General features: G+C 62.0%; 18 protein-coding genes. 8 read left to right on the plus strand and 10 right to left on the minus strand.

Going from position 1 to position 18,115, the window contains the following annotated elements; genetic code table 11:
* Nucleotides 1–85 precede the first annotated feature (85 nt).
* The 4 genes from GL286_RS10495 (at nucleotide 86) to GL286_RS10510 (ending at nucleotide 4,729) form a co-directional block, all read left to right on the plus strand.
* Entirely contained in the window at nucleotides 86–1,069 is a 984-nt protein-coding gene (locus GL286_RS10495) for a zinc-binding metallopeptidase family protein (protein WP_155095521.1), read from the plus strand.
* A 955-nt stretch (nucleotides 1,070–2,024) separates the two neighbouring features.
* Entirely contained in the window at nucleotides 2,025–2,678 is a 654-nt protein-coding gene (locus tag GL286_RS10500) for a protein-L-isoaspartate O-methyltransferase family protein (protein WP_155095522.1), read from the plus strand.
* Between the two features lie 24 nt (nucleotides 2,679–2,702).
* The gene (locus GL286_RS10505; protein ID WP_155095523.1) at nucleotides 2,703–4,097 is read left to right on the plus strand and encodes a TolC family outer membrane protein; all 1,395 of its coding nucleotides are present in this window, start codon (nucleotides 2,703–2,705) and stop codon (nucleotides 4,095–4,097) included.
* A gap of 35 nt (nucleotides 4,098–4,132) precedes the next feature.
* Nucleotides 4,133–4,729, plus strand: coding sequence for a hypothetical protein (locus tag GL286_RS10510; RefSeq protein WP_155095524.1), 597 nt, complete (start codon nucleotides 4,133–4,135; stop codon nucleotides 4,727–4,729).
* Between the two features lie 42 nt (nucleotides 4,730–4,771).
* On the opposite strand, the gene GL286_RS10515 is transcribed toward GL286_RS10510, so the two are convergent.
* From GL286_RS10515 to surE, 3 genes are read right to left on the minus strand one after another with little or no spacing between them, the layout of a single operon-like run.
* A complete protein-coding gene (locus GL286_RS10515) occupies nucleotides 4,772–5,944 on the minus strand; it encodes a LysM peptidoglycan-binding domain-containing protein (protein WP_155095525.1) in 1,173 nt (390 codons plus the stop codon).
* Nucleotides 5,945–5,981: 37 nt separating this feature from the next.
* Nucleotides 5,982–6,629 (minus strand): protein-L-isoaspartate(D-aspartate) O-methyltransferase, encoded by a 648-nt coding sequence (locus tag GL286_RS10520; RefSeq protein WP_155095526.1) that lies wholly within the window; start codon nucleotides 6,627–6,629, stop codon nucleotides 5,982–5,984.
* A gap of 7 nt (nucleotides 6,630–6,636) precedes the next feature.
* Entirely contained in the window at nucleotides 6,637–7,428 is a 792-nt protein-coding gene (surE, locus tag GL286_RS10525) for a 5'/3'-nucleotidase SurE (RefSeq protein ID WP_155095527.1), read from the minus strand.
* Between the two features lie 210 nt (nucleotides 7,429–7,638).
* Here surE and GL286_RS10530 point away from each other — a divergent pair, with 210 nt between their 5' ends.
* Both GL286_RS10530 and GL286_RS10535 read left to right on the plus strand, forming a co-directional pair.
* Nucleotides 7,639–8,562 (plus strand): sulfite exporter TauE/SafE family protein, encoded by a 924-nt coding sequence (locus tag GL286_RS10530; RefSeq protein WP_155095528.1) that lies wholly within the window; start codon nucleotides 7,639–7,641, stop codon nucleotides 8,560–8,562.
* A complete protein-coding gene (locus GL286_RS10535) occupies nucleotides 8,562–9,347 on the plus strand; it encodes a TIGR02186 family protein (RefSeq protein ID WP_425496096.1) in 786 nt (261 codons plus the stop codon). The genes GL286_RS10530 and GL286_RS10535 overlap by 1 nt, the downstream gene beginning before the upstream one ends.
* Here GL286_RS10535 and GL286_RS10540 read toward each other — a convergent pair.
* From GL286_RS10540 to GL286_RS10565, 6 genes are all read right to left on the minus strand, one after another.
* Nucleotides 9,344–10,486 carry a GNAT family N-acetyltransferase gene (locus tag GL286_RS10540; RefSeq protein ID WP_155095530.1) on the minus strand — a complete coding sequence of 381 codons (1,143 nt, stop codon included), beginning with the start codon at nucleotides 10,484–10,486 and terminating at the stop codon, nucleotides 9,344–9,346. The genes GL286_RS10535 and GL286_RS10540 overlap by 4 nt on opposite strands.
* 31 nt (nucleotides 10,487–10,517) lie before the next feature.
* Nucleotides 10,518–11,270, minus strand: coding sequence for an SDR family oxidoreductase (locus tag GL286_RS10545; RefSeq protein WP_155095531.1), 753 nt, complete (start codon nucleotides 11,268–11,270; stop codon nucleotides 10,518–10,520).
* Nucleotides 11,267–12,022, minus strand: coding sequence for a glycerophosphodiester phosphodiesterase family protein (locus GL286_RS10550; protein ID WP_155095532.1), 756 nt, complete (start codon nucleotides 12,020–12,022; stop codon nucleotides 11,267–11,269). Before GL286_RS10550 ends, GL286_RS10545 begins: the two co-directional genes overlap by 4 nt.
* Complete coding sequence (locus GL286_RS10555; protein WP_155095533.1) at nucleotides 12,022–12,462, minus strand: RidA family protein; 441 nt, start codon at nucleotides 12,460–12,462, stop codon at nucleotides 12,022–12,024. Before GL286_RS10555 ends, GL286_RS10550 begins: the two co-directional genes overlap by 1 nt.
* An 8-nt stretch (nucleotides 12,463–12,470) precedes the next feature.
* The gene (locus GL286_RS10560; RefSeq protein ID WP_170295139.1) at nucleotides 12,471–12,827 is read right to left on the minus strand and encodes a YbjN domain-containing protein; all 357 of its coding nucleotides are present in this window, start codon (nucleotides 12,825–12,827) and stop codon (nucleotides 12,471–12,473) included.
* A gap of 151 nt (nucleotides 12,828–12,978) precedes the next feature.
* Complete coding sequence (locus GL286_RS10565; protein WP_155095535.1) at nucleotides 12,979–16,425, minus strand: chromosome segregation SMC family protein; 3,447 nt, start codon at nucleotides 16,423–16,425, stop codon at nucleotides 12,979–12,981.
* A 154-nt stretch (nucleotides 16,426–16,579) separates the two neighbouring features.
* On the opposite strand from GL286_RS10565, the gene GL286_RS10570 reads away from it, so the two are divergent.
* Both GL286_RS10570 and GL286_RS10575 read left to right on the plus strand, forming a co-directional pair.
* Nucleotides 16,580–16,933: a CidA/LrgA family protein gene (locus GL286_RS10570; RefSeq protein ID WP_155095536.1), complete on the plus strand. Its 354-nt coding sequence runs from the start codon at nucleotides 16,580–16,582 to the stop codon at nucleotides 16,931–16,933.
* Nucleotides 16,930–17,646, plus strand: coding sequence for an LrgB family protein (locus GL286_RS10575; RefSeq protein WP_155095537.1), 717 nt, complete (start codon nucleotides 16,930–16,932; stop codon nucleotides 17,644–17,646). The genes GL286_RS10570 and GL286_RS10575 overlap by 4 nt, the downstream gene beginning before the upstream one ends.
* Nucleotides 17,647–17,701: 55 nt before the next feature.
* On the opposite strand, the gene GL286_RS10580 is transcribed toward GL286_RS10575, so the two are convergent.
* Complete coding sequence (locus tag GL286_RS10580; RefSeq protein WP_024842734.1) at nucleotides 17,702–18,022, minus strand: DUF6280 family protein; 321 nt, start codon at nucleotides 18,020–18,022, stop codon at nucleotides 17,702–17,704.
* Between the last annotated feature and the right edge of the window lie 93 nt (nucleotides 18,023–18,115).

Raw genomic sequence — 18,115 nt, forward strand, 5'->3', positions numbered from 1 at the left:
GGTGATTGTCTGAATCAAGCACGAACGGGACCACCACCACAATCAAAATCCAGCAATTCCACCAAAAAACAACGAGCTAATCAAAATGCAGCGCCTTGATTGCCCCGGTTGCGGACAGCGTGTCTACTTTCACAACACTCTGTGTTCCTGCGGCATGGCTCTGGTGTTTGATCCGGAACTCGGGGCCTTCGCTGCGAATGCCACACCCTGTACGCGACTAAGAGATATCGGCTGCAACTGGCGGGCCGAGCAAGACGGTCCGCAATGCCGTTCCTGCGCAATGACCACGACCGTTCCCGATCTGTCTGTCGAGGGCAATCTGGACCTGTTGGCCCAAAGCGAGGCCGCCAAACGCTGGGTTCTGGCCAACCTTGCAAGGTGGCGCTGGTTCACGAACGCCGATCAGGGCCAAAGGGTCAGTTTCCAGATGCTGTCGGAACACGCCCGTCACCAAGAGGTCAACGTGACCATGGGCCATGCAGATGGCGTGATCACCATCAACGTGGTCGAGGCCGACGATGCCGTTCGGGTCGAACGCCAGCAGGAACTGGGCGAACTCTACCGCTCGATGGTGGGCCATATGCGCCACGAGATCGCGCACTTCCTGTTCGAGCGCCTCGCCGTCCTTCCGGGATTTCTGGATCAGTTCCGCACCATGTTCGGTGACGAACGCGCCGATTACGCGCAGGCGATCACCGAACATTACGCCAACCCGAAAGACAAGGGCGCGACGCATATCAGCAAATACGCCACCATGCATCCGCACGAGGACTGGGCCGAGACCTCGGCCCATATCCTACATCTGGTCGATATGACCGACAGCCTGATGGCAACCGGATTGACCGGACCACAAATCCCTCCGCCCGGCTACGATGCCTATGCCGATCCCAATGCCGAGCAATTGCTGACTGTCGCGACCGCCGTGGCATTGGCCGTGAACGAGATCAACCGCGCCCTCGACAATCCCGACGTCTATCCCTTCGTCCTGACCGAAACGACCCGCGCCAAGCTGGCCTTCGCGCATCATTGGCTTTCGCAAGGTTCTGCGATGGCGCCCATGGCCGCTTGAGGCCAAACCGGCGCTACCGAGCCGCGCAAAGATCGAATCGAGAATATCGACCCTATCCCGTCTGGCCGTTCGTCTGATCGGCCAGCTTGCGCGGCCTCGCATCGGGACTAGATGACGAAGGTCCATCATGAATCGAGAGATCCTGCTAAGATTGGACCATAAACCGGCAGAAATCGGGGGGCATGCACGGGCCGGAACACTATGCCGTGCGGCCGCGATAAACGAGGCCCGCTGCCAGATTACCAGCCTCAAACAACCGATCGACCGGAAAGTCGCGACTGCTCTTAGAGGTCGCGCGACGTCCTATTTGCTCGACGATACTGTGCCGCGTATGCGACCGGATCAGCAGCAGAACAAGGCGCTTGATCGGCTTCGCACCATTGCAAGCGATCCTCCTCCGCGCCGCTATCCGTGTATCCCGCGGTTTAGGATCACGCCCCGCCAACAGACGCATTGCGACGACCCGCCATGAGATTGGAACTGCATCCGGGCAGCCCTGATCGCTAGGCTTAGCAAGTTGATATGTCTTGAGACTATGAAGCCGAAGTGACCACTTGGGACCGGAGATTTCCCTGACGTCGCGCTGCAACTGCCGCTAACCATTCTTCTCGCATCCGCTGGGCAAACTGCCCGCCGCGTGATCGTCAGACGACACGCTTCCCGGAGCAATTGCACCAAGCAGGCGCATCTGATGATATCATGGCATCCTGTCCGGAGATGACACGGATGCAGTGATGCGCCAGAAATCGCAGATAACGCCCACGATCCCGCACTTGCCCCGCCCCTCGATTGCCGGAAAATCAGGTGCTCCGCAGCCGCCGATAGTGCCAGACAACCGGCGCGATCATGTTGTAGGATTGCCCCGTCCGGCGGGCAAAGCGCGCTGTGGGCGTTGCCGAGCGGGTTTTTCCGTGGCAATAGGGCCAAAAGCAATACGAGAGACAGGTTCCCTGTTATGACCGACTTCGCGCAGCGCCGCACCATGATGGTCGACTCCCAAGTCCGCCCGAACGATGTAACCAGCTATCCGGTCATCGACGCAATGCTCAGCGTCCCGCGCGAGGAATTCGTGCCCGACGCCATGCGTGACGTTGCCTATGCTGGCCAGAATATCGACCTCGCGCCCGGCCGGATCCTGCTGGAGCCGCGGACTCTGGGCAAGATGATGGAGGTTCTGAACCTTCAAAGCAGCGATCTGGTACTGAACGTCGGTGGCGGATATGGCTATACCGCTGCCGTCATCGCCCGCATCGCCGAGGCCGTCGTCGCTGTCGAATCCGAGGCTGGTCTGGCCGCCGAGGCGCAGGCCCGACTGGCTGCGCAGGATGTTTTCAATGTCGTCGTCGTCAACGCTCCGCTGTCCGAGGGTTTCGCCAGTCAGGCCCCCTATGATGCCATGTTGATCGAAGGCGCAATCGAGGTCATGCCCGAGTCGCTGGCCAAGCAGTTGCGCGATGGAGGCCGCATCGTCGCCCTGTTCCGCGAGGGCAATCTGGGCGTCGTTCGTGTCGGTCACAAAGTGGATGGTCGCATCAACTGGCGCTTCTCGTTCAATGCAAGCGCGCCTGTACTTCAAGGCTTCACGGAGACGCGTGGTTTCGTCTTATAAGTAGCTCCGGCATAAGGAGATGGCATGTTTCGCAATCGGTTGAAAGTTCTGCAACGGCCGCTTCTCGCGGCGCTTCTTGCTGGTGCCACCGCTCTTCCGGCTTACGCCGAATCTCTGGCCGATACCATGGTGGCAGCCTATCGCCACTCGGCCCTGCTCGAGCAGAACCGCGCGGTTCTGCGGGCGGCCGACGAGGACGCGGCAACCGCCTTGGCCCAACTGCGTCCCATCGTCCAATGGGTCGCGGGCTACACCTACCAGAACATCGAAGGATTTGACGGCAATTCGGCCAGCATCTCGCTGCAGGCGTCGATGACGCTTTATGACTGGGGTCGCAACGCCATCGCCATCGACATCGCCAAGGAATCGGTTCTGGCGACCCGCGCCTCGCTTGTCGGTGTGGAGCAAGACGTGCTGCTGGGCGCGATCCGCGCCTATCTGGATGTGCGCAGCGCCACCGAGCAGGTCGAACTGCAACAGAACTCGGTCCGCGTTCTGGGTGAAGAACAACAGGCCGCGACCGACCGCTTCGATGTGGGCGAGATTACGCAAACCGACGTTTCGCAGGCCGATGCCGCGTTGGCCGCAGCCCGCGCCGATCTGGCAAGCGCGGAAGGTGATCTTGAGGTAGCTCGCGAAAGTTTCCGCGCGGCGACAGGGAAGTTCCCGAACAAGCTAGATCCGCTGCCGCCGACGCCTAAATTGCCCGCGTCCCTCGCTTCGGCCCGCGAAATAGGCCAGCGGACCCACCCGCTGATCCAGCAGGCGAAACGCGAGGCAGCCGCCTCAGAGCTTGGCGTTGCCGCCGCCGCCGCCGAACGCAACCCCGAACTGACCGGCAGCGCCGCGCTGACCAAGCAGACGAACAAGACGCAAGCCACGGGTAGTTCGCTGGAAAGCGATGTCGGTTCGGTTTCGCTGAACATGTCCCAGACGATCTATTCAGGCGGGCGCCTGCCCTCGGCGCATCGTCGGGCGATGGCGCAGCGTGATGCAACCCGTTCCTCGCTGCTGAATACCGCGCGTCAGGTCGATCAGGCGGTCGGCACGTCTTGGGCGAATATCGACGTCGCGAATGCCCAGATCAGCGCCATCGACCAACAAATCGTTTCGGCGCGTCAGGCCTTCCAAGGTGTGCGCGAAGAAGCGACCCTTGGTGCGCGCACCACGCTGGACGTTCTGGAAGCCGAACAGATCCTGTTGCAGGCGATGGCGGACAAGATCACGGCAGTCGCAAATCTCCAATTAGCACATTATCAACTTCTATCCTCTATGGGTCTGTTGACGGTAGAAAACCTGAAACTGGGAATCCCCACCTATGACCCATCAGCCTATTACAAAGCAGTCAAGGACGCGCCTTTCACCAGTCGGCAGGGCGAAAGCCTCGACCGGGTATTGCGTTCGATCGGCAAAAAGTAATCCGGACACGGCCCCTCGGGATCGGGGGGCCAACCATGCAGCGTGATTATATCAGCCAAACCGGCGAAGCAGCGGATAATGTGGGCGATGTTCTGGCCTCGATCCGACGCCTGATTGCTCAGGATCAGGCCGACCGCCACGCCAGCTCGACGACCTATGGCGATACACCGCTTCCGCCGTTCTCACGCTCGGCGATCCTGCACAGCCTGCCGGTCTCTCCGCTTGTACTTGCGCATCAGGATATGGTGTCCGAAGCGATGCTTCCGGCTGATCAGCCTGCACTGGAACCAAACGGGGCGATGGCAGCGTCCGAGCCGGCACTGACCCCCGAAGAGGAAGCCGAGTTCGCCGAAGCCGAGGCCGCATTGGCCAGAATGGTCACTGCCTCCCGCCCGACAGAACCCGAACCTGCCCCTGAAGTCGAGGAAGCCCAGATCGCGCAATTCCCCGTCCTGAACCTGTTCGCCGCAGTCGCGCCCGAGGCCGTCGAACCCAGCCTGCGGGATTTGATCCGCGAGGTGATCCGCGAGGAATTGCAGAGCGAAACCGGATTGCGGGTCAGCCGCCAGCTTCACCTGTTGGTTCGGCAAGAGGTCGAAACCGTCATCCGCGATATCTGCACGGAGTCCTGATAGACATGGATAGGCGGGAGGACCCGCCCGCCCCTGACCCGATCAGTTCAGATATTTCTCGGGATCGACACTATCGAAGCCGTTGCGGACCTCGAAATGCACCACGCCTTGATTTCGCGCCTTGCCCAAGGTCGTTCCGGCGCTGACGGTTTGCCCTTTGGTGACAGCGACATCGTCCAGACCGGCATAGACCGTCATCATGTTGTTGGAATGCCGCACGACGATGATCGGCACCTGATCCGTATCGCGGGTGATGGCCGCAACCGTACCAGAACCTGCTGCCGAAATCGCGCTACCGGGCGCCGCCGAAATGTCGATTCCCTCGTTCTTGCCCTTTTCATAGGTCCGGATGATCGCGCCGTTCACCGGCATCCGGAACCTGCCACCACTGGATGACGCAGTGCGGGTCTTGCCGAAATCCGGACTGGCTGGCTTGTCGACCGCCTTGTTCGCCGGCTGGGTTTTTTCCTTGGGCAACGGCTCGGTCGACGAGGGCGGCGTTGGCGTCGGGCTGCCAACTCCGGGAGCCGAAACGGCAGCCGTAGCGGCAGGGCGTTGTCCCGTAACCGGTATCAACAGCCTCTGGCCGGTCCGCACCGACATATTCGACGGCAAACCGTTCCACTGCGCCAGATCATTGACCGAGACATTGTATTTCCGCGCCACCGACCATGCCGTCTCGCCCGCGGCCACAACATGTTGACGGGGCTGGCTTGACGCTGGCTGCGTAGTCGTGGCGGCTGCAGCCCCCGCTGCCGGAGGGACATTCGGAGTTTTCATGCCCTGACCGGCAAAAGGATCGCTGACCCGCCCTGTCGTCGAGGTCACGGGCGCCGAAGTCGTCGCTGGCGCACCGGCAGCCACACGCCGGGGCAAGGCCACGACCGCGCCCGAGTTGAGCGGAGCAGTCGGCGCAATGGCGTTATAGCTGGCAAGTTGCGCGGCGTTCAGCCCCAGCCGCGACGCGATGGATGTAACCGTATCACCCTGCCGCGCGATTGCGACCTGATAGCCCGGATAGCTGATGATGCCACGATTATCCGGCGCGGGACGGGGGGCAGCGGCGGCGGCGGCGGCAGCTGTATCGAAGCCTCCACCACCCCAACCACGCAGGTCAGGGTCCAGAGTGGAAAGATTCAAACCTCCGGGCGAATTGCACGCAACAAGGGTTATCACCGAACCGGCCACAAAAATCAGCCGCCATGCTTTCGCCATCTGCCCGTTCCTCATTCAGCGCGGCCGGAGATCGTGTTTATCCCAATCCCTCGACGAGCGGCACGAAGCGTACCTGCCGCAACTCATCGTAATCAAAGCCGTTTTCATTCCTACGGACGCGGATCAGGGTCTGCACCGCATCCGACTGACCGACCGGTACGACCATGATACCGCCGATTTTCAACTGCGCCAAGAGCGGCCCCGGAGGATCCTCGGCCGCCGCTGTCACCATAATGCGATCAAATGGTGCCTGTTCGGCCAGCCCGCGTGAGCCGTCCGCAACCATGGTCGTAATGTTTGACAGACCGAAATGACGAAAGATCTCTTCGGCCTCGGTGACCAGCCGACGATGGCGATCGACCGTATAGACCCGACGACAAAGTAACGACAAGATCGCGGCCTGATAGCCCGATCCGGTCCCGATTTCGAGCACCTTGTCGCGCGGACCGACATCAAGCGCCTGTGTCATCAGACCTACGACCGAAGGCTGGCTGATCGTCTGGCCGCAGGGAATGGGTAACGGCGTATCCTCATAGGCGCGGTCTTCGAAAAGGCCGCGCACGAATTCGCCGCGATCTATGCGCTCCATCGCCTCAAGCACGCGCGGATCGGTCACGCCGCGTTGACGCAGCGCGAACAGGAACCGCATCTTTCGTTCAGCACCCTCGGCGGGATCGTCGCTCATCCGGAGATCAGCCCTCTTCCATGATGCGAAGCGCGTCCAGACTTGCGTGACAGGTCAGGTCCGGCCGCATCGGCGTCAACGAGATATAGTTGCGCATATTCGCATCGACGTCGCTACCCGGAGTTGCGGGCGATGTCTGCGAGCCCCCCAGAATCCACAGGAACCGGCGACCGTTCGGTGCGTGATAGGGTTCGGATTCGAAGCGGACGCCCTGACGCCGGCCCTGCGGCGCAACGCGCACCCCCTTGACCGAGGCCGCATCGCAGGCAGGGAAGTTGATATTGTAGAACAGACGGAAATCGGCGTCCGAGGTCCAGTCGCCGTGATCCAGCAACTGCCGGATCAGACGCGGGGCGTGTTTGCGCGCCGCCTCGAACGGATCGGCCAAAGTCGCGGTATGCTGGCCCAGATATTGCGACAAGGCGATTGCTGGCAGACCCTGCAAGGCTGCCTCCATCGCGCCACCTATGGTGCCGGAATACATCACATTTTCGCCGGAGTTATTGCCCCTGTTGACGCCCGACAGCACCAGATCGGGCGGATTATCCCGCATCACATCGCCAATTGCCGCCAACACGCAATCGGCGGGAGATCCCTCGGCGGCAAAGCGGCGCGGCCCCAGTTCGGCGATCAGGGTGGGGTGGACATAGCTGATGCAATGGCCGACGCCAGATTGCTCAAACGCGGGCGCGACGGTCCAGACCTCGCCATCAGGACCGGCGATTTCGGCCGCAATTTCGGCCAAGGCGACCAGTCCCGGCGCGTTGATGCCATCATCATTGGTGATCAGGATCCGCATTCCGCCCTCATTCCGTCTTCCCGTTTCCCTGTCGGGAGAGAGGCCGCGCGCGTACGAACCACCAAGGCTCCGGTCCGCGATCACATCCCCGTCAGAAACATGCTTAAACGCGCCACACATCTGCGACAACCCGCAGTAGATGCAACCGCAGCGTTTGACGTCAGAGCGTGGCAAGGGCAGGATAAAATCGGGCAGAACGCCGGGCAGAAAATGCAGATCTATCTTCCAATTGCCGAGGTGGTGGTCAACGCCTTCACCCTCGTCGGACTTGGCGGCATCGTCGGTCTTATGTCGGGCCTGTTCGGCGTCGGCGGCGGCTTTCTGATCACGCCGCTGCTGTTCTTTATCGGCATCCCGCCCGCCATTGCCGTGGCCACGGGCGCGAACCAGGTCGTGGCCTCGTCCTTTTCCGGCGTACTGGCGCATGTGAAGCGCAAGACCGTCGATTTCCGCATGGGCTGGGTGTTGCTGGCAGGCGGACTTGTCGGCTCGTCCTGTGGCGTCATCCTGTTCAACATGCTGTCGCGATTGGGTCAAGTCGATCTGGTGGTCCAGCTTTGCTACGTTCTGTTTTTGGGTCTGATCGGTGCCATGATGCTGCAGGAAAGCCTGCGCGCGCTGCACCGTGCCAAGCGCAGCGGTCCCGTCAAACCGATGCGACGCAACCAGCACGGCTGGGTGCATCGCTGGCCGCTCAAGGTCAAATTCCGTGCCTCGGGGCTTTATATCAGCGCGATCCCTGTTCTGATGGTCGGCTGCGCGGTCGGCGTTCTGGGCGCGATCATGGGGGTCGGCGGCGGCTTCATCATGGTTCCCGCGATGATCTATCTGCTGGGTATGCCGACCAAGGTCGTGATCGGGACGTCCCTGTTCCAGATCACCTTTCTCTCGGCCTATACGACGCTGATGCATGCGATCTTCTCGAACACCGTCGATATCATGCTGGCCGTACTGCTGATTGTCGGAGGCGTCATCGGCGCCCAGATCGGGACCAGTTTCGGCGCCAGATTACGGGCCGAACAGCTGCGCATTCTGTTGGCGCTTCTGGTGCTGTCGGTCTGCGGCAGGCTTGCGCTGGACCTGTTCCTGAAGCCCGACGATCTGTTCTCGCTGACACCCGGAGTAATCGGATGATGTTGCGGGCAATCCTTGTGCTGCTCGCCTGCGCCTTGCCGGTCTCGGCGCAAGAAGCCACGGCTCCGGCCGCAGCCGAGCAAATCGTGGCCGATCTGTCGCGGGACGATGTGGATATCACCACGAGTTTCGACGGATCGGACATCATCATCTACGGCGCGATCAAACGCGAGCAACCCATCCCGCAAGACGCCCCCTTGGACGTGATCGTGACGGTCGAAGGACCGGCGCGCGCCGTCACCGTGCGGCACAAGGAACGCAGGTTGGGTATCTGGGTCAATACAGGAAAGGTCAGCGTCGCCTCGGCTCCGAATTTCTATGTCGTTGCGACGACCCGCCCGCTGGCTAAGATCCTTTATCAGGACGAGGACTACCGCTTTCGCATCTCGGTCCCCTTGGCGATCCGCGCCTTTTCGGGCGCAGCCGAGGTCGATGACGTCGTGCCTTATACCGAGGCCCTGGTCCGCCTGCGCGAAGCCAACGACCTGTACCGGCTGGATGACGGGGCCGTCACGCTGGCCGAACAGACCTTGTTCCGCGCCGATGTCCGCCTGCCCGCGAACCTGATCGAGGGACTATATGCCACGCGTATTTTCCTGCTGCGCGATGGCCGCGTGATCGACACCTTCCGCGCCCCGATCGAAGTCCGCAAAGTCGGACTCGAGCGTTGGCTGTACCGTCTCGCGCTGGAAAAGCCGTTTCTTTACGGCATTATGTCCTTGGCCCTTGCGATTGCGGCGGGTTGGGGGGCGTCGGCGGCCTTCCGGCAATTGCAAAGGCGCTAAAGGCTACGCTCACCACGGCGGAACGGGCCCAGTTCGGTCAGGAACGCCATTTCCTGACTGATCGCCAACCGCTCGCGTTGCAGGTAATTGTCGATCGCGTCGTGAAAGCCCTCATCGGCCAGCCAATGCAGCGAATGGGTCTGACTGGGCAAATAGCCTCGCGCCAGTTTGTGTTCGCCCTGCGCCCCTGCCTCGACCCGAGACAGCCCGTGCTCGATCGCCCAGTCGATGGCGCGGTGGTAGCACAGTTCGAAATGCAGGAAGGGATGATCCTCGATGCAGCCCCAATAGCGGCCATAGATCGCGTCCGGCCCCAGCAGGTTCAGTGCGCCAGCGACCGGACGACCAGCACGCTCGGCCAAAACCAGCATGCATTGTTCGCGCATCGTGTCGTGCAGGCGGTCAAAGAAGGCCCGCGTCAGATAGGGGCTGCCCCATTTCCGGCTTCCGGTGTCCTGATAGAACCGCCAGAATGCATCCCAATGCTGCGGCAGGATCTCGTCACCGCGCAGACTGCGGATGGTGCCGCCAAACGCCTGCGCGCGTTCGCGTTCCTTGCGGATGGCCTTGCGCTTGCGCGAGGAAAGGTCGGCCAGAAAATCCTCGAAGCTGGAATAGTCGCGGTTCTGCCAATGGAACTGTTCGGTCGCGCGGGTCAGGTAACCGACCTTTTCGCCCAACTCGGCCTCGGCTTCGGTGCAGAACGTGACGTGGACGCCCGACAGCCCCGATTGCTTTGCGACCTGCGCCATGGCTTGCAGCAATGCGCCCCGAACCGCCGGATTATCCGAGATCAGTCGCGGTCCGGTCACCGGCGTAAATGGCACCGCGCATTGCAGCTTGGGATAATATTGCCCGCCCGCCCGCTCGAAGGCCTGTGCCCATGCGTGGTCGAAAATATACTCGCCCTGACTGTGGGTCTTGACATAGCAGGGCGCAACGCCCGCCACCTGACCATCAAGGCGGGCGATCAGGTGGCTTGGATGCCAGCCCGTCCCCTCTCCGACCGAGCCGGAATCCTCGAGCGCGGCCAGAAAACCATGCGTGGTAAACGGATTTTGCGCCGCGCCGCAGCCGTCCCAAAGGGCCGCGTCGATACCGGAAATGGCAGGCAGGACGGAGACACTAAGTTCGCTCATGGTCCGACGATAGCGGCGCGGCGGGGTTTTGTCAGCGCCCGCCCGTCACTTCCAGATTTGTGCCAGTGACATAGCTCGCCTGCTCGTCCGCCAGCCAAAGGATCGCCTCGGCCACCTCTTTTGCGCTGCCGGTCCGCCCCATAGGCACGGTCGAAGCCAGTCGGGCCGCGCGTCCCGGATCGCCGCCCGAGGCGTGGATTTCGGTGTCGATCAACCCGGGCCTGACCGCGTTGACGCGGATATTGTACCGCGCAAGTTCCTTTGCCAGACCGATATTCAGGCTGTCGATAGCGCCTTTGCTGGCCGCATAATCGACATATTCACCCGGCCCGCCCAATTTTGCCGCAGCAGAACTAAGCAGCACAATCGACGCCGAGGGCTGGTCCATGCCGCGTTTCATTCGTCGTGCCGCCTCGCGCACGGTCAGAAGCGCGCCGATCACATTCACGTCGATCACCCTTTGCATACGCTCAAGCGACATCTGGGTGATGGGCATGGCCTGCGCCAGCATACCGGCATTGACTACAACGGAATCGATGCCGCCGAATTCGGCCTCGGCCGCATCGAACAAAGCGGTGACATGTGCCTCATCTGCGACATCGCCCTGAACGCCAACGGCGCGACGACCCATCGTACGGATCTGGGCCAACACTTCCTCGCCCGCAGTGGCATCGCTACGCCAGCTGATTGCGACGTCCCAGCCGCGTTCCGCCGCCAGCAGGGCGACCGCCCGACCGATGCCGCGTGATCCTCCGGTGACGATGATTGATTTCGTGTCTTTCATGCTTCCCCCGGCACATAGTTCTCGAATGTGATGTTATCCGCCACGCGCCGCGCCGCCGCCTCCTGATCGGGCGAGCGGATCGTCCATGTCAGGACCGGCACTCCTGCGGTCTTCAGCTCAGTGACGGCAGGATTGCCCAGATCCTTGCGATCATGCGAGATGAAGCTGGCCCCGACGCGATCGAAATCCGCAATCGCCGCCAGATGTGCGCGGGTCGCGGCATCCAGCATGTCCCATTCATCCGCATCATAGCCGCAGGTGGTCAGCCCGACCGTCACCTCGGGAGCCGCCTTGTGAAAATCCGCAATGCTGTGCGGATTGAAGGACATGACCGCCAAGGGGCCGACATAGCCCGCAACCAGTTCGGCGACCCGTCGGGACAGATCGCCAACATCATCCGAGGATTTCAGGCTTTGATCCTTGATCTCGATCAGCAGCGGCACCTGTCCCGCGACTTCGGTCAACAGATCGACAAGGGTCGGGATAGCCTGATCCGTGCCCATGATCCGCAGCATTGATAGGGCGTCCATGCCAAGGGCGCGAACCAGCCCCTCGACTCCGGTCAGACGTGGCAGATCGTCATCATGAAAGACGACCGGTGTACCATCACTTGTCGCCTGAATGTCGCATTCGATGCCGTATCCGGCTGCGATGGCGGCGCGAAAGGCCGCCATGCTGTTTTCCGGTATTCCAGCTGAATGCAGCCCCCGATGCGCAATCGGCAGCGTCAGAAAATCCGGATGGAGGGCCATCACTCGATCTCGAAGATCGCTTCGATTTCCACCGCAACCCCGCGCGGCAATGCCGGAGCAGAGACTGCGGCGCGGGCATGACGGCCCCTGTCGCCGAACACCTCGACCATCAGGTTCGAGCAGCCGTTGATGACCTCGGGCTGGTCGGTAAATTCAGGCGTCGAGTTGACGAAACCGCCCAGCTTGACCACGCGCTTCACACGGTCCAGCGATCCCAGCGCCGCATTGGCTTGCGCCAGCAGCGCCAGACCACAACCGCGCGCGGCCTCTGCCCCGGCCTCGACGGCCAGATCCGCCCCCAACTTGCCTTTCAGCGCACTGATTTGCCCCGAGACGAACAGCATATTGCCCGAAATGACAAAGGGAACATAATTCGCCGCGGGCGCGGGCGCCTCCGGCAGCGTGATCCCCAGTTCAGCGAGTTTCGTCTCGATGCTCATGTTCTTACCTACTCTGTGATAGAAGCGCGGAAGTCGCCAAGGACGGCACGCCACGTCTGAAACGCGTCCTCGAAATTCTCGCGCCCCAATCCGTCGCCTGCAAGACCGATATCCATCTCCAGATAAGGATTTCCCGATTCCGCCACGACAAGCTTGGCAAACGGGTTCTCGCGGTTCCATTCATTCGCATCCGCAGGAGTCATCGGCTGCGTCATCTGGAATCCGGTGACGAATTGCATCCGGCGACATTGCGGATGGCATTCGTAGAAGAACACGTTGAACAGCGTGTCGTCGATCTTGCTTTCCAGCATGGGCAGGCCCTCGACATCCTGCCCTTTTGTGACCGCTAGTCCCATCTCGGTCATGATTTTACTGATGATTTCGGGATCACCGGTGACTTGGGCCGCAAATAACGGAAGTGGCTGCAAGCAGGCAGCCATAAGGAAAGCGCAAAGCGCACGCATTTTGGTCTGAAACTCCGAAGGAGGAATGGCAGACGTATTAGCGTTTTGCCGTTCAGGCCACCAGAGCCTCCGCACGTTTCAGATCGACACTCACCAACTGGCTAACGCCCTGTTCGACCATGGTCACGCCGAACAGGCGATCCATCCGCGCCATGGTCACGGCGTGGTGGGTGATGACCAGAAACCGCGTCTCGGTTCGGCGGGTCATCTCGTCCATGAGATCGCAAAAGCGCGTCACGTTCGCATCGTCCAAAGGTGCGTCAACCTCGTCCAGCACGCAAATCGGCGCAGGGTTCGCAAGGAATACGGCAAAGATCAGCGCCAGCGCCGTCAGGGTTTGCTCGCCACCGGACAGCAGGCTCAGCGTCGACAGCTTCTTTCCCGGAGGCTGGCACATGATCTCGAGTCCGGCCTCAAGCGGGTCGTCCGATTCGACCAGAACCAACTTTGCCTCGCCACCGCCAAAGAGATGGGTGAACAGCGTCGTAAAGTTCTGGTTCACCGTGTCGAACGCAGCCAGCAGACGTTCGCGGCCTTCACGGTTCAGGCTGCCAATTCCCTGACGTAACTTTCGGATCGCCTCGGTCAGATCTTCCTTTTCACCGCTCAGACGGTCTCGTTCGGTCTCAAGCTCCTGCTTGTCGTCCTCGGCACGCAGATTGACGGCGCCAAGCGAATCGCGCTGCTGGCGCAGCCGCAGGATCTGATCCTCAAGCGCCGCCAAAGCGATTTCCTGCAACTCGCCCAAGGTTTCCAGCAACTGCTCGGGGGTGGTTTCCGCGTCCTCCTGAATCCGAGTGCGGGCTGCGACCTCTGCTTCGACGGCGGCTTCCGCACGGGCCTCGCGGGCGGCACGCGTTTCACGTGCAACAGAGGCGGTGCGTTCGGCATCGCGTTCGGTTTCGGCCGAAACGCGCAGGGTCTGGTCGGCAGCGGACAAGGCGGCGCGGGCGCGGGCAAGCCGCGCGGCGGCGCGGGCCTCGGATTCGGTCAAGGTTTCGCGACGCTCGGCCAAAACCTCGGGTTGGGCCTCGGCCGCTTCCAGTTCTTCGGCGGCATGATCGCGGCGCGAGGTCAATTCCCTGGAACGTGTACCCGCCTGATCCAGACGCAAACGCCAACCCGACTCTTCGGTCGAGATTTCCTGCAAGCGTTTGGTGCGCGCCGTCGCCTCGCGTTTAAGTTCGTCCAGACGGCTGCGGCGGGTCAGTGTGGCGATCCTTGCGGCTTCGACTGCCGTGCGGGCATGTTCCAGCGCAGCCACGATACTGCCCCGATCCGGCAGTTCGGCGATTGTGCGATCAGCCTCGGCCAGACGCGAACGGGCATCGCCTGCATCGGCGCGATGGCGCGAAAGCTCGGCGCGAGCAGATTCAGCGCGGCTTTGCGCCAAAGCCAGTTCGGATTCAGCACGCGTCACCGAACGGGAGGCATCCGACAGGCCACGCTCGGCTTCACGACGAGCGTCACGGGCGCGTTTTTCGGCTTCAGTCGAAGCGGCATGCCTGTCGCGTAGAGCCAAATGGGTGTTGATCGCAGCCGTAGCGCGCTCTTGCGCAGCTTCAGCCTGACCAGTCATCTCGGCAAGCTGGTTCACCTTTTGCAGATGCAGCGCCGCAGACGAGGACGCATCGCCCGCCATCACCCGCATCCCGTCCCAACGGAACAGATCGCCATCTTGGGTGACAAGGCGTTGGCCCGGCGTCAGTTCCGATTGCAGTCTTGCTCCCGTGGCCACATCCGCGACCAATCCGACTTGCGACAAGCGACGCTGCAATGCCTCGGGGCCTTCGACCTGCGCGGCGATCGAGGTCACGCCCGACGGCAAGGGATGGGATGAACCATAGCCGGGCAGGATGTGCCAACCCGTACCATCCTTGGCCAATCCGGCGGCAAGATCGTCACCAAGCGCCGCACCGAAAGCCGCCTCATAGCCTTTGGTCACCTTGACCAGATCAAGAATGGACGCGCAGCCGGTCTCGCTGCGTTCGACCAGACGTTTCAGCGCCGCCATCTCGGCGTTCAGCGCCGACAACTCACCTTCGGCCTCGGCGCGGGTAGCGCGGGCGACAGCTTCCTCCGCCTCCAACGCGGCGCGGGCTTCTTCGGCAGCGGCCAGAGTTTCCTCGGCGGTTTCGACCCGTTCCCGCGCCTGATCCTGTACCGCCTCGGCAGCCTCGCGCGCGGCCTGAGCCACACCTCCGGCCTCGGCTGCGGTGGCGACGGCCGCCTCGGATACGGTCGCAGCTTGAGTGGCACGCTCCATCATCTTGCGCAGATCATGGGCCAACCGTTCGGCCGATTGATAGCGCGCCGCCAGTCGGGCGGATTCGTCGGTCAACTCGGCAAGTTTGCCTTCGACCTCGCGCAGGGCCTCGCCGGCTTCTTCAGCGACACCTTCGGCGACCTCCAATTTCGCTTCGTGGCCCTGACCGGCTTTCTCCAGTTCGCGACGTTCCCATTCCAGACGCCCGATCACCTCGACAGCATCACGGTTCAGCGCGGATTCCCGTTCGATATCGCGATCAAGCTGTGAAATCCGCGCGAGCAAGGTTTTGATTGCCTGAGCCGCGCGGGCCTCGGCCTCGTCCAGCGCCTCGCGTTCGACGGTCGCGCGGGACAGGATCGCAGCGGCAACCTGTTCTTCCTCGCGCAAAGGCGGCAAATGCCTGTCAGCTTCCTCGCGGGCCAGAATGGCGCGCTTGGCAGCGGCCTCGGCATCGGTGGCGGCACGGATCGCTTCGCGCAGGATTTCGGCGGTCTGTCCCTTGGCCAGATCGGCATCGGCCCAGCGGCGATATAGCAACTGCCCTTCGGCCCGCCGCAGAACGGTTCCGATTTCGCGGTATTTCGCCGCCGCGCGGGCCTGACGCGCAAGGCTTGCCGCTTGGGACGAAAGCTGGTCAAGCGTGTCATCGACACGGGTCAGGTTCGCTTCGGCCGCGTTCAGCTTCAACTCGGCCTCATGCCGACGCTGATAAAGCCCCGAGATACCGGCCGCTTCCTCAAGAATCCGACGCCGCGCCTTGGGCTTGGCGTTGATCAGTTCGGAAATCTGGCCCTGCCGCACCAGCGCCGGAGAATGCGCACCGGTCGAGGCGTCGGCGAACAGCATCTGGACGTCACGGGCGCGGACCTCTTTGCCGTTGATACGATAGGCCGAACCAGCATCACGGGTGATCCGCCGACTGATGTCCAGGGCGTCGCTATCATTCATTCCGGCCGGAGCCAGCCGGTCCTTGTTATCGATGGTCAGGGTCACTTCGGCATGGGCACGCGCCGTACGGCGGGTCGTGCCCGCAAAGATCACATCCTCCATCCCTTCGCCACGCATGGCGGTAGGACGGTTTTCACCCATGACCCAGCGCAAAGCCTCGAGCAGGTTCGACTTGCCGCAGCCATTCGGCCCGACGACCCCGGTCAGGCCCTCGTGAATGACCAGATCGGTCGGGTCCACGAAGCTTTTGAAGCCATTCAGGCGGAGCTTGTCAAAGCGCAATGGGACTGTCCTGTGCTCTTATCGTTTTGCCAATAATTCTTGAAGAATTGGACCGCGAAAGTCAATCTTGGCTACAAGATATGGGTGAGGCCTCGAGCTTATCCACAAGATTTGAGGGCTGAACATTTCCGACATTCAGGCGTAGGCTGCCGCCATGATTCCCGCGCTCGTCATCCTTCTGTCATTCCAGCTTGTGGGCGAAATTGCGGCCCGTGGGCTCGGGATGCCCCTACCCGGTCCGGTGATCGGTCTGATCCTGCTCGTCGTCTCGTGCAGCATCCGCCCGAAACTGGCCGAGATGCTGCGTCCGGTCGTGCGCGGACTGCTTGGGAACCTGTCGCTATTCTTCGTGCCGGCCGGTGTCGGTGTCGTGGCCCATATGGCCGAGTTCCGCAGCGACGGCTTGGCCATCGCACTGGCCTTGACCGTCTCGACCGCTTTGGCCATCGCAGCCGGAGCCCTGGTGTTCAAGCTGGTCGTCCAGATCACGGGGCAGAACAAGCAATGAGCGATCCGGCACTCATCTGGTCATACCTGTCGCGCGGCCCCTTGCTTTGGCTGACCGCGACGCTGGCAGCCTACTGGATCGGAGACCGGATCTTCAACGCGGCCAGGCGGCAAAGCTGGGCCAATCCGGTAATGATCGCCGTGATCCTGCTGGCCATATTGCTGGAACTGACGGGAACGACGTACCAGACCTATTTCGAAGGCGCGCAATTCGTCCATTTCATGCTGGGTCCGGCCACTGTCGCGCTGGGAATGCCGCTTTATGACAACCTGCACCGTGTCCGCAAAGCGCTGCTGCCACTGGCCGTCGCCCTTCTCGCCGGATCGCTGACTGCCGTGGTGTCTGTCCTTGTCATTGCAAAGGCGACCGGCCTGTCCGATGTCATGCTGGCCAGCCTCGCGCCGAAATCGACAACCGCACCCGTCGCCATCGGCATCGCCGAGGGTCTGGGCGGCGAACCGACGATCACCGCTGTGCTGGTCCTGTTGACCGGCATATTCGGGGCGGTGATCGCGACGCCGCTTCTCAACCTGCTTCGCGTCCACGACTGGCGCGCGCGCGGCTTCGCCTTAGGGGTCGCGGCGCATGGCATCGGGACCGCCCGTGCATTTCAGGTGAACGAGACCGCCGGAGCCTTTGCTGGCATCGGGATGGGGCTGAACGCGATCCTGACCGCAATCATTGCGCCGCTGGTCCTGCACCTGTTCCAGTAACGAAAAAGGGCCGCCCCGAAGGACGGCCAACATACTTCCGGCCGATGACTGTGGATCAGGCTGCGTCGGCCTCTTCGGCGGCGTGGCGACGTTCGCTTTCCTCGCGCGACAGCGCGACCGAGGTCCGCACACCTTTCGCGACGAACTCCATCAGGCCCTTCACAACGCGCTCGTTCGGATCGATTCCAGCGCAGGACAAGACCTCGCGACCGTCGCGCGACCGTGCCCAACGTGCTATTTGATCAGGCCCGTTGCCGTATTTTTTATCATCAGCGATCGCGTCATCCAGCGCAGCCAGCACGACAGCCGCAAAAAGCTTGCGGGCACGTTGGCCTTGTTCAAAATTAAACGCCGAACCATCCACGAAATCGCGCATTATACTTATCCTGTTTTTCTTGCAGTACCGCATCACGACGACAGAGCCCTTGCCCTGTCGATCCGTACACCTTGATCAGGCGTGACTGGCGGG

Origin of the sequence: Paracoccus aestuariivivens, from assembly GCF_009711225.1 — a bacterium.
Classification (GTDB): Bacteria; Pseudomonadota; Alphaproteobacteria; order Rhodobacterales; family Rhodobacteraceae; genus Paracoccus; species Paracoccus aestuariivivens.

Coding starts and splice junctions, on each gene's coding strand:
- surE (WP_155095527.1), bottom strand. CDS start 7,428: ATGCGGATCCTGATCACCAATGATGATGGCATCAACGCGCCGGGACTG.
- GL286_RS10510 (WP_155095524.1), top strand. CDS start 4,133: ATGCAGCGTGATTATATCAGCCAAACCGGCGAAGCAGCGGATAATGTG.
- GL286_RS10555 (WP_155095533.1), bottom strand. CDS start 12,462: ATGAGCATCGAGACGAAACTCGCTGAACTGGGGATCACGCTGCCGGAG.
- GL286_RS10570 (WP_155095536.1), top strand. CDS start 16,580: ATGATTCCCGCGCTCGTCATCCTTCTGTCATTCCAGCTTGTGGGCGAA.
- GL286_RS10560 (WP_170295139.1), bottom strand. CDS start 12,827: ATGACCGAGATGGGACTAGCGGTCACAAAAGGGCAGGATGTCGAGGGC.
- GL286_RS10540 (WP_155095530.1), bottom strand. CDS start 10,486: ATGAGCGAACTTAGTGTCTCCGTCCTGCCTGCCATTTCCGGTATCGAC.
- GL286_RS10530 (WP_155095528.1), top strand. CDS start 7,639: ATGCAGATCTATCTTCCAATTGCCGAGGTGGTGGTCAACGCCTTCACC.
- GL286_RS10495 (WP_155095521.1), top strand. CDS start 86: ATGCAGCGCCTTGATTGCCCCGGTTGCGGACAGCGTGTCTACTTTCAC.
- GL286_RS10580 (WP_024842734.1), bottom strand. CDS start 18,022: ATGCGCGATTTCGTGGATGGTTCGGCGTTTAATTTTGAACAAGGCCAA.
- GL286_RS10500 (WP_155095522.1), top strand. CDS start 2,025: ATGACCGACTTCGCGCAGCGCCGCACCATGATGGTCGACTCCCAAGTC.
- GL286_RS10575 (WP_155095537.1), top strand. CDS start 16,930: ATGAGCGATCCGGCACTCATCTGGTCATACCTGTCGCGCGGCCCCTTG.
- GL286_RS10505 (WP_155095523.1), top strand. CDS start 2,703: ATGTTTCGCAATCGGTTGAAAGTTCTGCAACGGCCGCTTCTCGCGGCG.
- GL286_RS10545 (WP_155095531.1), bottom strand. CDS start 11,270: ATGAAAGACACGAAATCAATCATCGTCACCGGAGGATCACGCGGCATC.
- GL286_RS10550 (WP_155095532.1), bottom strand. CDS start 12,022: ATGGCCCTCCATCCGGATTTTCTGACGCTGCCGATTGCGCATCGGGGG.
- GL286_RS10535 (WP_425496096.1), top strand. CDS start 8,562: ATGTTGCGGGCAATCCTTGTGCTGCTCGCCTGCGCCTTGCCGGTCTCG.
- GL286_RS10515 (WP_155095525.1), bottom strand. CDS start 5,944: ATGGCGAAAGCATGGCGGCTGATTTTTGTGGCCGGTTCGGTGATAACC.
- GL286_RS10520 (WP_155095526.1), bottom strand. CDS start 6,629: ATGAGCGACGATCCCGCCGAGGGTGCTGAACGAAAGATGCGGTTCCTG.